General features: G+C 44.5%; 10 protein-coding genes. 4 read left to right on the top strand and 6 right to left on the bottom strand.

Annotated features, from left to right (window positions below; all coding sequences use genetic code 11):
• Positions 1 to 328 precede the first annotated feature (328 nt).
• On the top strand, positions 329 to 1,264 hold the full coding sequence (gene era, locus IJJ71_RS05985) for a GTPase Era (RefSeq protein WP_296845921.1): 936 nt from the start codon (positions 329 to 331) through the stop codon (positions 1,262 to 1,264).
• Positions 1,265 to 1,339: 75 nt separating this feature from the next.
• A complete protein-coding gene (locus IJJ71_RS05980) occupies positions 1,340 to 1,720 on the top strand; it encodes a hypothetical protein (protein WP_296845920.1) in 381 nt (126 codons plus the stop codon).
• 121 nt (positions 1,721 to 1,841) lie between these two features.
• Here IJJ71_RS05980 and tkt read toward each other — a convergent pair whose 3' ends face one another.
• Complete coding sequence (gene tkt, locus IJJ71_RS05975) at positions 1,842 to 3,812, bottom strand: transketolase (protein WP_296845919.1); 1,971 nt, start codon at positions 3,810 to 3,812, stop codon at positions 1,842 to 1,844.
• A gap of 71 nt (positions 3,813 to 3,883) precedes the next feature.
• Complete coding sequence (locus IJJ71_RS05970) at positions 3,884 to 5,281, bottom strand: hypothetical protein (RefSeq protein WP_296845918.1); 1,398 nt, start codon at positions 5,279 to 5,281, stop codon at positions 3,884 to 3,886.
• 480 nt (positions 5,282 to 5,761) lie between these two features.
• On the opposite strand from IJJ71_RS05970, the gene IJJ71_RS05965 reads away from it, so the two are divergent.
• Positions 5,762 to 6,205 (top strand): Hsp20/alpha crystallin family protein, encoded by a 444-nt coding sequence (locus IJJ71_RS05965; protein WP_296845917.1) that lies wholly within the window; start codon positions 5,762 to 5,764, stop codon positions 6,203 to 6,205.
• Here IJJ71_RS05965 and IJJ71_RS05960 read toward each other — a convergent pair.
• From IJJ71_RS05960 to IJJ71_RS05950, 3 genes are read right to left on the bottom strand one after another with little or no spacing between them, the layout of a single operon-like run.
• Positions 6,202 to 7,593, bottom strand: a complete 1,392-nt coding sequence (locus tag IJJ71_RS05960) for a sensor histidine kinase (RefSeq protein ID WP_296845916.1) — start codon at positions 7,591 to 7,593, stop codon at positions 6,202 to 6,204. The genes IJJ71_RS05965 and IJJ71_RS05960 overlap by 4 nt on opposite strands.
• A gap of 11 nt (positions 7,594 to 7,604) precedes the next feature.
• On the bottom strand, positions 7,605 to 8,297 hold the full coding sequence (locus IJJ71_RS05955; RefSeq protein WP_296845915.1) for a response regulator transcription factor: 693 nt from the start codon (positions 8,295 to 8,297) through the stop codon (positions 7,605 to 7,607).
• A gap of 11 nt (positions 8,298 to 8,308) precedes the next feature.
• Entirely contained in the window at positions 8,309 to 9,028 is a 720-nt protein-coding gene (locus IJJ71_RS05950) for a hypothetical protein (RefSeq protein WP_296845914.1), read from the bottom strand.
• A 152-nt stretch (positions 9,029 to 9,180) separates the two neighbouring features.
• Between IJJ71_RS05950 and IJJ71_RS05945 the strand changes: the two genes are divergently transcribed.
• On the top strand, positions 9,181 to 11,139 hold the full coding sequence (locus IJJ71_RS05945; RefSeq protein WP_296845913.1) for a carbohydrate-binding domain-containing protein: 1,959 nt from the start codon (positions 9,181 to 9,183) through the stop codon (positions 11,137 to 11,139).
• On the opposite strand, the gene IJJ71_RS05940 is transcribed toward IJJ71_RS05945, so the two are convergent.
• On the bottom strand, positions 11,136 to 12,164 hold the full coding sequence (locus tag IJJ71_RS05940) for an HD domain-containing phosphohydrolase (RefSeq protein ID WP_296845912.1): 1,029 nt from the start codon (positions 12,162 to 12,164) through the stop codon (positions 11,136 to 11,138). The genes IJJ71_RS05945 and IJJ71_RS05940 overlap by 4 nt on opposite strands.
• Between the last annotated feature and the right edge of the window lie 113 nt (positions 12,165 to 12,277).

Here is a 12,277-nt window from a genome sequence, read left to right as displayed (position 1 = left end):
TCTGTCGTCCGTGATTTCTTCGAATGTTTCCTTCAATGTCATTTTTACTACCCGAAGTTATTTTATCATCTCGCCTAATCTTTAAATACAATACTTGTTAAGAATTCAATTGCAGAGTGCTTTTGATGCGGATGCCCTGGTCTCCCCCTCGCTGCAAAGCTTCGCTTTTCCGCTACCCCCTCTGCGGGGTAGGGAGTCGGTCGCCATTAGGCGAACAAACTCGTAAGACGAGTTTGTAGACGAGTCTCGGTAAGGGCTATGCCAGAACCGCACCCCGCAACGCCCCGGACTCTTTAAAAATAAAATTATTTCCATTAAAATCACAAATATGGAAGAAAATATCACTGAAAATGAATCTGAAAACGCACAGCCTCCTGTAGGCCCGAAAACCGCGCTTGTCACAATCATTGGCCGGCCTTCTGCCGGAAAATCCACCTTTTTGAACACTGCGGCTGGCGAGCCTGTATCAATCGTCAGCGCAATGCCTCAGACTACCCGAAACGCAATCCGTGGAATCGTAAACACTTCGCTCGGACAGCTTGTTTTTGTCGATACTCCGGGCTACCACGATTCCGAAAAGAAAATGAATCTCAAAATGAGAAATATCGTCGCCGACCAGCTTGATTCGAGCGATCTTGTGCTTTATATCATCGATTCGAGCCGAAATTGCGCCGAAGAAGAGCGACTGATTACTGAACTTTTGGAGTCACATCAGGATAAACTTGTCATCGCAATCAATAAAATCGATGGCCCTTATACGCTTCGTGAGCATGTCCGCAAATTCATCAAGGCGCATCTGCCGAATGTTCCTGAAAATCGGATTCTTGAAATGTCTGCAAAAAATGATGTCGGAATCAACGAGGTTTTGAAGGCTCTTTTTGACATGGCAAAAGAAGGCCCGCATCTTTATAGCGAGGAATTTTACACTGATCAGGAAGTTGATTTCCGAATTGCCGAAGTTATCCGTGAGCAGGCAATCAATCGCCTCGATCAGGAAGTTCCGCACGCCGTTTATGTCCAGATTGCCGACATGGAAATGCGTTCGCCAACAAAAATGTGGTGCCGTGCGTTCCTCTGCGTTGAAAAGGAAAGCCAGAAAGGAATCGTAATCGGAAAAGGCGCGCAGATGATTAAAACAATCCGCGTAGAAAGCATCAAAGCCCTGCGAAAAATCTTTGATTATAAAATTGACTTGGATTTGCAGGTAAAAGTTGATAAAAACTGGCGCCAGCGAGATGCAACGCTTAACAAACTGCTGAAATAAAATCTTGAAAAAATACTTGACATTTATTTAGGGGGGGTATAGTATATTTCCCCAATAAAACTTAAGGAGTTTAAAATGAAAATCAAGTCATTGCTTTTCGCAATTTTGTCAGCATCATTGATTTTTTCCAGCTGTGCCTCAATGAACAGAGATGATATCGATTGGGAAAACACAAATTATCAGCCAATTGGCTCAGGCGGCTATCTGCCGGACAAGTGGGCTTCTTCTTACAGCGGAAGCCAAACGGAGACTGCCGTTGGCTGCGTAATGTGCTACAGCATCGTCCTTCTTCCGATTGGAGCACCACTTGCTTTGAACGGTGTTTATCGTGCTCACCGCTACGAAGCTGAAGGCAAAAAGGAAGAATACAAATTTGCATATCAGAAGCAGCTTGCAAAGCGTGAACGGGAGCTGGAAGCTTATAAAAAGAAGCTTCAGGAAGAGTCTAAAAACTAAGCCTGATTAGAAAAAATCGGGGCTGTCCGGGAAGTAATTAAAACTTCATTTACGGACAGACCCTTTTTTGTTTGATTATGAAACCCCGAAAAGTTTTTCCGGGGCTAATTACTTATTTGACCTATTTCAAAAGTTCTGCAAGTTTTTCTGCTGTGAAGCCCATGTCTTCAGCAACTTTCTTTGCAGGACCAGACTCACCGAAGCGGTCGATGCAGAAGCAGTTCTCTTTTGAAGTGAACTGAAGCCACTCCATACTGATTCCAGCCTCTGTACAAACGATGCGTTTTGTGTTTCCGATGATTGCATCCTGATCTGCTTTTGAAAGATTTTCGAATTTCTTCAAATCTGGAACAGAAACTACGCGGATTGTTTTGCCGCTGACGATTTTTGCTGCATCCAAAGCCATGCTGACTTCTGAACCGCTTGCAAGGATTGTGATGTCAGGATTTGCGCTTCCTTCCTGAACGATGTATGCGCCTTTTTCAGCCATGTTTTTCTTCCAGTTTTTGTCTGCTTTTTCGTAAACAGGGAGAGCCTGGCGAGTGAAAGCCATACAAACCGGATGATCTTTTGAAGAGTAAGCGATTTTCCAAGCCTCGACTGATTCTTCCGGGTCGCCTGGGCGGATTGCCTGAACGCCTGGAATTGCTCGCAAGCTTGTCATTGTCTCGATTGGCTGGTGTGTCGGGCCGTCTTCGCCAACATAGATTGAATCGTGTGTGAATACATAGATTACTGGCTGCTTCATCAAAGAAACAACGCGCAAGCTTGGTCTGAGGTAATCAGCGAATACAAGGAATGTAGCGCAGAATGGGCGCAAACCGCCGTGCAATGAGATACCAGCACAAACTGCGCTCATTGCGAACTCGCGGATTCCGTACTCGATGTAGCGGCCTTTGCGGTTTTCTGGAGAATATGTTCCTTCGTCGTAAGATTTGAATGCTGTTTTGTTCGGGCCCATCAAGTCTGCTGAACCGCCGACCAAGTTGCCGTAGCGGGCAGCAATCATGTTGAGGCCTTTTCCAGATGCGTCTCGAGTTGCGCATGAATCACCGACTTTGTATTCAAAATCAGGAACTTCTGCGGTAGCAGCGTCTGAGTGGAAAGCATCCCACTGTTTTTTGAGCTCCGGATTTTCTTTTGCCCAGGCAGCGAACTCTGCGTTCCAGTCGGCTTCTGCTTTTGCGAAATCTTTTGCCTTCTCTTTGAAGAACTCGTAAGCCTCTGGAACGACATAGAAATCTTTGTCCTCTGGCAAGCCCAAAGTCTTTTTGGCAGCCTTAACGCCGTCAACTCCGAGAGGAGCACCGTGAACATCAGCTGTGTTTTCTTTTGGTGCGCCTTTACCGATTACAGACTTGAGCATAATCAAAGATGGCTTGTCTGAGCAAGCTTTTGCCTCGTTGATGAGCTTAACCATGCCCTCAACATCGTACATGTCTCCGCGGAGAACCTGCCAGCCGTAAGCTTCGTAGCGTTTTGCGATGTCGTCTGTGAAAGTGATGTCGGTGCATCCGTCGATTGAAATTTTGTTCTCATCATAAAGAACGATGAGCTTTCCGAGTTTGAGATGACCAGCGAGAGAAGAAGCTTCAGAAGCAACACCTTCCTGCAAGCAGCCTTCGCCAACCAAAGAATATGTGTAATGGTCTACGATATTGTGATTTGCTGTGTTGAAGCGGGCGGCAAGCATTGACTCTGCGATTGCCATACCGACAGCCATTGAAACACCCTGTCCGAGCGGACCTGCAGTACATTCAACGCCGTCTGTATCACCGTATTCCGGGTGGCCAGGACATTTTGAGCCAACCTGACGGAAGCTCTTGATGTCGTCCATTGATACTTTGTAGCCTGCAAGGTGCAATGCAGCATAAAGAAGCATTGAGCCGTGACCAGCAGAAAGAACGAAACGGTCGCGGTCTGCCCATTTTGAATTAGCCGGATTGTGTTTTAGGACTTCACCGTAAAGCACAGCTGCAGCTTCGGCAGCTCCCATAGGCAAACCTGGATGTCCAGAATTAGCTTTTTGAATCGCATCCATAGAAAGACTGCGAATCGACTTTGCAACAGCAGCAATTCCCACACTGTTCATAGAAAACCCTACCTTTTAAGTGATTTCATTTAATGTTCTTGCCCAGAGTTAGTTCGATTGAACGAAACCTGCTAGATAACATTAAATCTATTCTTTTTGACCTTATCCAAGGCCGAAATTAATAGCGGTTTTATGTCCTCGAAGTTCATTTCCATGCCTTCAAGGGAAAGCTCCATTGCGCATGTCTCGTCTTCAGCACATTCGGAATCATCAGACAAAATTTCCAAAATACGCGAGACATGTGTATACAGCTGGGAGAGCGTGACAAGTTCCTGCTGAGGAAGCTGATCAAGCTCCTTGTTGTCGCAATCCAGTTCACAAACGAGAGAACCGACTTCAGTGAAAAGTTTTAATGCTCTGTGCCGAAGCGAACCATTGGGAAAATCTGCGAACCAATTATAATTTTTGCGAAGTATAGCATTTCTATTCTCGATTTGCAATGTGAGTAATTTCTTTTCGTCTTTTGAGATAGGAATGTCTTTTGGAATTGCTTTTTCGATGATTTCGTTGATGTCGTCCTTTTTTTCGTACATCTGGTCTTTGATGTAGCAGTCAATCACGAAATCCGGGAGCATGAAGAATGGAATTGCCCTGCCGTCATCAACATACATTCCTTCGTTCCATTTGCCGACAGCTGGAACATCCTTGCCCTTGAACCAGAGCCTTGTCTCAACACCGAAAAGCTCAAGCCCGATTTTTTTGGAAAGGTCGAGGAATTCGTGAATTGAGCCGCAGTCTGGAATGCACAAATCTTTTCGATGCTCGTAGAAAACATTTGCCAGCTGTTCCTCGATGCCGGAGCACGGCCCCATGCTGTCAAAACTTTCGAGCAGGGCGTTTTCAAGAGTTTCGTACCATTTCTGGCGTTCCATGTCCTCGCGGCTTATCTGGAATGGATTGAGCTTGTGCGTAAGAATCGGGATAAGTTCGATGATGCCTTTGTCCCAGTCGTAAACACGGCACAAAATCCTGTCGCCATATTTGAAATCAACTTTTTCAAAAATCGGCTCCATTGATATGCCGGTGAGATTCATTTTTAGAGGAAGCTCGAAATTGTTCTCGGCGATGTGAAGGTTCTGACATGCAGGATCAGAACTTATGTACTGTGCGGAAAATTCGTCGCCATACAGACAGAACATATCCCTTGCCGTGTTGCAGTCCGTTGCGAATTCTTTTTTTGGAAGTTCCTGACCAAGGAATTCAAATGTTAGGGAGAATGAAAGCATATCCAAATCAACGAACGGTATACATCGGTCGCCAGGAACAAAAACCTTCTGCTCGACTTCGCGCTGTGTCGGAATGAAACTGAAAAGCTGGTTTGTGAATGCGCCTGTACGAGTGATGTACATGTTTCTTTGGAGGGCAAAAACTCTGGCATCATTATCAAGGAAATCTTTGAGTTCGCTCAATGTGAGTTTATGCCCAAGTCCGCAAAGCATGGCAAGCAATTCCTTTGCGGTAAAAGGCATTGGATAAGTCCTGAGAAAATTGGTCAAAAAGTTTTCGATTGAAACGCTCACTATATAAAGATACTAAAAAATCGCAGAAAAAGCAAAGTGAAACAGTGAAAATAAGAAAAATTTAATTACTGGGTAAATTTGACACAGTTTTGAAAGAAAATTTGACACATTGGGTAATTTGTTTACGAGGTAGGGATTGTAGCCGTAGCGTTAGCTGTTCCGAAGCGAACGAAGTGAGCGTAGGAATGGAGCGCGGGAGCGCGGAACGGCGGAAAGCCCGACCGCGAAGCGGGACCTCCCAGAATAATATGATATTTGCCACATGGATGTGGTGTAAGAGCAGTTAGAATCAAAATTTCAGGATGTAATTTTGATTCTTGGCACGGTTCTTGCTAAATCTTTAGTGTCAGAACAAAATCTGATGGGGAATACAAAAATCCTCAACTTAAATTACATACAATACCTGGCTTAGCCAGGAAGGAGATTTTTATGAACGCACTTTCACTTTTTAACGACTGGCTCAACAACGATTTTTATGGAGCAGAGGGACTTTGCAACAGCTCTAATGTTCCGGATGTTGACGTAACTGAGAACAAAGATTCTTACGTTCTCGACATGGATTTGCCTGGCAGAACTGAAAATGATGTAAGCCTTGAGCTTAACGAAGGCGTACTCACAATCTCTTCTGAAAAAACTGAGGCCAAACAGATTGAGGACAAGAGCGACAAGCATGATAAACACGAGGAAAAAGAAGAAAAACCACAGTACCTTCTTCGTGAGCGCCGCCGCACTTCATTCCGCCGAAGCTTCACATTGCCGAAAGACATCGATGCTGAGGGCGTAACAGCCGGATTCAAAAACGGTGTTTTGACTGTCCGAATCCCACGCAAAGCAGAAGTTGCACCACGCAAGATTCAGATTAGCATTGCTTAAGGCTGAAACTCGATAGAAAAACAGGCTCCGCTTGGAAGTTGATTCCAGGCGGAGATTTTTGCGTTTAAAGCGGTGCAAAGGGCTTGCGCGATGGAAAGTCCGAGTCCTGACCCGGCAATTTTTCTTGTGCGGGATTCATCGGCACGGTAGAATCGCTCGAAAATGTGGGGAAGGGCTGCTTCGGAAAAGCCGGGGCCGTTGTCGGATTCTTCGATGAGTATGCGGCCTTCGTTTTGTACTGCCCGAAGATTAATCTGGCAGTCAGAGCCGGCGAATTTTACGCTGTTTGAAATCAGTACCGTTAAAATCTGGTGAAGCATTTCCGGGTCTGTGTTGAGCTGGACATCGTTTGCTTCGGAAATGATTTGCACTTGTGGTGCGATTTCGGCAAATTCTTCTGAGAGCCACCTGAACATTTCTGAAAGTTGAACTTGGGAAATCTGGGGCATGATTCTTCCGGTTTCGAGCCGGGAAATTTGCAGGAGATTTGCGATGATTGCCTGCATTGTCTTGGATTCTGTTTTGATTGCATTCAGGGATTTTTCCAGCTGCTCCGGATTGTCCTTGCCCCAGCGCAGAAGAAGGTTCGTCTGTCCTGAAATTACCGTGAGCGGAGTGTTCAGTTCATGCGAAACATCGCTTGAAAACTGTCTTTCGCGCTCAAAATCCAGCTTGAGCCGTAAAAAAAGCGAGTTGAAGGTTTTTGAAAGCTCGTCAATCTCGTCATCAGTGCCAGAAAGCGGCAGCAAATCAGAAAGATTTTCGATAGTAACAGACTGAGCCGCCTTCGTGATTCTTACAACAGGATTAATCGTTTTTTTAGTGATAAAAAGTGAAGTTAAAAACGAAAATGCAAGAATCGGAATCACTGTGAAAAGCAGGGCGAACGGCAGGTTCTGGAACATTTCTGCCATTGCGTTGTTGTCCATATTCATCGCCGTCGCAATCACAATGTCATTTTCTGAATCAGAATGTCGCTTTGCATAATAAATGATGTTCAAATCTCCATCGAAAAAATAGTTCTTCTTAAAATAGTGCATTACTTTCCCATTTGAATCTTCCAGATAAGGCAGGAAAGGGTCATTTGTTGCAAGAAAAATCGAATTTTTCACATCATAGACAGTATATGTTATGTAATAAGGCATTCCGGGAATTGAATCGAGAGTTCTCATAAAGTCTGCCTTGTCTTCGGCTGAGGCACGATATTCCTCAAAACTCCTGAAAACAGTTTTTTCGGAGATTTCCAGCTCTATCCGCTGATTTTTATTAACCAGTGACCGCGTAAAAAGCAGAAAAAATACCGAAAGAAGGACAACGGCAATGGTCAGCACGAACATGTATCTGAGAGAAAGTCTTGCTGAAAATGACTTGAAGAATTTTATCCGCATCAAAAACTCCGTTATCCCATTATGTAGCCAGTTCCGCGCACGGTCTTTATGTATTCTTCCTTTGTATGCTCGGCGATTTTTGACCTGAGGTAGCCAACATAAACATCAACGGTATTCTCATCAATAAAATGCCCCTTGCCCCAGATTTCATCGATGATATTTGAACGAGAAAGAACTTTACCTTGGTTTTCTACAAAGCATTTGAGCATTAGAAACTCAGTTTTTGAAAGAACAAGCTCATTTCCTTCAATAGAACAACTCATTCTGCCAACATTAAGGGTAAGAGCGCGCACTGAAAGTTTGTCTTCATTTGATCTCATTGAATTTACGCGCCTTAGAAGAGCGTTTATTCGGGCCAGTAATTCTTCGATTTCAAAAGGTTTGGGGATATAATCATCCGCTCCAGAATTTAGCCCGGTGATTTTGTCAATTGTCTCACCACGGGCAGTTTCCAGAATAACAGGAACATTTGAAACTGCGCGGATTCGGCGAAGAACTTCAAGCCCGCTTAATTCTGGAAGCATGATGTCGAGCAAAATCAAATCAGGATTTTCCTGCTCAAATTTTTCAAGAGCCGCACGCCCGGTCTCAGCAAGGCAAACCTTAAAACCTTCATGTTCCAGTTCTGGAATTACAAAATCTGAAATTCCTTTGTCATCTTCTACGACCAGAATTTTAACATTTTTACTGTCAATGTTATTCATCTTTCCCTCCGTTATTTCGCAAGATTTTTTATCGTAGAGCCTGCCTTAATATCTTTTATTTCGACAGGAGTGATTTTTGTTCCGTCAAAAGCTTCTATATGCTGAACGAGAAGCGAGAAATATTTATTCTCAGACGAAACTGTAAACTTTACGGTGTCGCCTTTTTTATTGAATGTCATGCGTTCCGATGGCACTGATTTACCGCCAACAAAAATAGACTCGCCTGTAATACTCAACGGATTCACGCCCTGATTGAAATGAATTTCCAGAGTGAGACTATCACCGCTTTCAAGCTTGCTTTTTATGCTCTGCATGGTAAATTCCCCGTTGTTAGCGATTTTTCTGGTGCCACGGTAATTCATTATGGATGGTGAAGAAGATTCTGATGCTGAGTGAGATTGTCCGCCAAAACTGTCTGAAGGAGAATATTTTCCGCCAGGAGCCGGAGCGTCTGGAGCAGGTGAGCCTGGGGGAGGAGTGCCTGATCCCCTAGATTTTCCCGGAGCTGCAGGACTTGTTGAAGAGCCAGAGCCATGTCCGCCGCCAAAACCACCCGGAGAAGAACGACCTCCTGTTCCTCCGCCAGGTCCCCCAGGTGAACCGCCGGAAGAAGAGCGACTTCCACCACCCCCGCCAGAACCGCCACCGGGGGAGCCTCCAGGAGCAGCAAAAGCTGGCATCATAAAAAGAGAAATTAAGACTACGGAAAAAACAGTCTTCAATAATTTCATAATTAATTAAAATTATATGCCAGAAAGTTCAAAAATAAAATAAAAAATCAGTGAGGATAAAATAAGCCTTTTCTTAGATTCGTCTTAGTGCATATTCAAGATATTAACGGGAAAACGCAATAGACTCATAATCACGAACGAGGAGGCAGGTTATGAAAAAGGCAAAACTCTTTTTAAGGATTCTTATGGAAGTGGCTGTCGCTTTTTTGATTGGATGCGCAGAGTCTTATGAAGAAAACTCAACTTCTTCATCAAACTCGACTACCCAGACTGTAACAACAACTGGAGGAACGACTGTTCAGGATGCAACTTCATCGGCAGAAACTTATATCTGCGAGGATTATGCCGAAGCCAGTGCTGTAATTCAGGCTGATTTGTACGAAAATTTCGTGGCTGACGGCACTGTTTATGTCAATTTTGATGGAACGACTGTTACGGCTTGCATCGGCGAGAATTCCTCAAATGCTGTGACGGCAACTAGCGAAGAACAGTCGCTTGGAAAAATTTCCGACACAAAGGTGACGATGATTCTTTCGTCAAACACTCTCGAAGATGAGGCGAACGAAATTGATGAGGCTTCAAACGGTGTGATTCTTCAGTACAAAGGAAGCGGCAAAGTCAAATATGTCCTGAGCGGCTCTTACACAGGCACGGTCTTCATCAAAAACAAAAAGGCTGATGCGGCCGTCGTTTTGAACAATGCAAATCTCACCAGCGATTCTGGCTATGGTCCTGCCCTCAGATTCTCTTCACAAAACAGAACATTTATCGTAATTCCGGCTGGAACAGAAAGCACAATTACTGACACGCGCGTTTTGAATCAGAGCGGAACAATGTACGATGACAAAAAAGGCTCGGTTTACGCAAAAGGCGCGCTCATCTTTACAGGCGAAACTTCCACGAGCGTGGGCGGAACTTTGTCAGTCGTGAACACAGGCTACAAGCACGCGATTTATTCAAAAGATTATATAAGAATCGCAAATATTACCTTGAATTCAACTGTTGCTGGAACTACAGGACGAGACTGCTTGCGAAGTCTGAACGGAGTTGTCATCGACGGAGGAACAATTAACCTCACAGGCAAGGGGACAATCACCGACGACGAAAGCGTTGGCATCAAAGTTGAGGGTGAGGACGAAGATGAGGACACTCAGACCGTCCAGTGGAACCGAGGCTGTGGCTTTGTAATCATAAACGACGGTAAAATCACGATTAACACTGTTGCAAAAGGAATCACAGCGCATTGGAAATCAAGCGAAACTTACATCGGAAATTATGCCGATGACGAGGATTCTAACACTTCTCTGCTATTAAGCACATTCCTGAGCGAGACCAGCGCGACAAGACCGAATCCATACATCGAAATAAACGGCGGCACAATCGACATCACTACAACTGGAACACCTTACGAAAACACAAGCACCGGCGAAAAATGTTCTCCAGAAGGAATTGAGGCAAAGGGCGACCTCACAATAAATGGCGGAACAATCACTTTGAAATGCACGGACGATGCGATAAACGCAGGTGGCTCAATTTACATCAACGGTGGCGCAATCTATGCTTGCAGCTCTCAGAATGACGCTATTGATGCGAACGGCTCGAACGGAATAAAAATCACTGGCGGAACAATCGTCGCAATCGGCGTGACAACCCCGGAATGTGCTTTTGACTGCGACAACTATCCTTTCTCAATTACTGGTGGCCTTCTCGTAGGATTAGGAACGAACAATTACACCTCCCCGAAAAATTGCTCTCAAAGTACCGTAGTTCTTTCAAACGGCTATTATGGAAGTGCAAACACAACTATGGCAATTACCGATTCGAGCGGAAATGTAGTTTTCGCCTATAAATTGCCTTCAAGCGTCGGCTCGATTATGGTTCTTTCTTCGCCAGAAATCAAAACTGGCACGACTTACACTGTCAAAAGCGGAGTGACTGTAAGCGGCGGTACTGCATTCCACAATTTGTACACAACTTTGCCTGAAATCTCAGGCGGAACAAGCAGCACTTCATTCAGCACATCGACTTCAAACTATGTGTACACTGCTTCAAATGCAGGGCAGAACATGGGACCACAGGAAGGCGGAAGACCTCAGGGACCAGGACGCTAAATCTGCTCGCGCATTGAATAATTTTTATCTTCATCAATCATTCGAAGCATAATGTTGGCGATGTCCGGGTCAAAATAAGTGCCACGGCATCGTTCAATTTCTGCCCGCACCTCAGCCTGCGGGCGTATTTCGGAATAAGCACGCTTGCTCGTCATGGCATCGTAGACATCGGCCACGGCAATAATTCGGGCTACTTCTGGAATTTGATAGCCTTTGAGCCCGTCTGGATAGCCTGAGCCGTCAAAATGTTCGTGATGATATTTTGCTCCGAGAGGCAGGTTCGGCAAAACCGTGATTGTCTTTAGGATTTCGTAGCCGGCCATTGGATGTTCTTTGACTTCTTCAAATTCATCTTCGGTGAGGCGGGCATTTTTTCGGATAATGCTTCCTGCGACTGCAATTTTACCGATGTCGTGAAGCAAACCCATGTAATAAATTTCTTCCTGTTCTTTTGGTGATTTTCCCATACGGCGGGCAATTTCTGCCGAATATTTTGCAACGCGGGCTGAATGGCCTTTCGTGTAATGGTCTTTTGCATCAACTGTTTTTGAAAGTGCCTCTGTAATCTCGCGCGTAAGGACTTTGATTTGGAGTGTCTGGCGGTTTACTTCTTCCTGGAGATTTCGTTGAAGGGAAGTGAGGGCAATCGTGTTTTTTACCCTTTGAAGAAGAACGCCCGGAACAAGAGGATTTTTTGAAATGAAGTCGATTGCGCCCTCTTGGAGACTTAGGATTTCTGTTTCGTTATGCTCATCCCCGGTAAGAAAAATCACAGGAATTAAATTGGTATTTGGGTCAGTTTTTAAGCGGTGAAGTGTCTCCATGCCATCGATTCCTTTCATGTGAAAATCAAGGAGAATAAGGTCGGGCGTGTGAGACTGTACGAATTGAAGACATTCTTCGCCAGAAGCAACAGTATGCACGCTGTAATTTTTATCAAGAATCCGGCGCATCAAAGAAAGAATCATACTGGAATCATCAACAACAAGGATTTCTTCCAGAGTACCAAAAGAAACATTTTCCATGAAGTTAAGACTATATTAAATAAAAAAATATGTCAATTTGAAGAATTATTAAAATCAGAGCATAAATCTGCGGCTTCAAGCAATTTTTTTGTATACGGATGTTCTGGATTTCT

The organism is Treponema sp. (assembly GCF_017430385.1).
Lineage (GTDB): Bacteria > Spirochaetota > Spirochaetia > Treponematales > Treponemataceae > Treponema_D.
Note: the sequence above shows the minus strand (reverse complement) of the source record. Positions and strands in the feature narration are given on the sequence as shown.

Coding starts and splice junctions, on each gene's coding strand:
- IJJ71_RS05945 (WP_296845913.1), top strand. CDS start 9,181: ATGAAAAAGGCAAAACTCTTTTTAAGGATTCTTATGGAAGTGGCTGTC.
- IJJ71_RS05940 (WP_296845912.1), bottom strand. CDS start 12,164: ATGGAAAATGTTTCTTTTGGTACTCTGGAAGAAATCCTTGTTGTTGAT.
- IJJ71_RS05955 (WP_296845915.1), bottom strand. CDS start 8,297: ATGAATAACATTGACAGTAAAAATGTTAAAATTCTGGTCGTAGAAGAT.
- IJJ71_RS05950 (WP_296845914.1), bottom strand. CDS start 9,028: ATGAAATTATTGAAGACTGTTTTTTCCGTAGTCTTAATTTCTCTTTTT.
- IJJ71_RS05965 (WP_296845917.1), top strand. CDS start 5,762: ATGAACGCACTTTCACTTTTTAACGACTGGCTCAACAACGATTTTTAT.
- IJJ71_RS05970 (WP_296845918.1), bottom strand. CDS start 5,281: ATGCCTTTTACCGCAAAGGAATTGCTTGCCATGCTTTGCGGACTTGGG.
- IJJ71_RS05960 (WP_296845916.1), bottom strand. CDS start 7,593: ATGCGGATAAAATTCTTCAAGTCATTTTCAGCAAGACTTTCTCTCAGA.
- era (WP_296845921.1), top strand. CDS start 329: ATGGAAGAAAATATCACTGAAAATGAATCTGAAAACGCACAGCCTCCT.
- IJJ71_RS05980 (WP_296845920.1), top strand. CDS start 1,340: ATGAAAATCAAGTCATTGCTTTTCGCAATTTTGTCAGCATCATTGATT.
- tkt (WP_296845919.1), bottom strand. CDS start 3,812: ATGAACAGTGTGGGAATTGCTGCTGTTGCAAAGTCGATTCGCAGTCTT.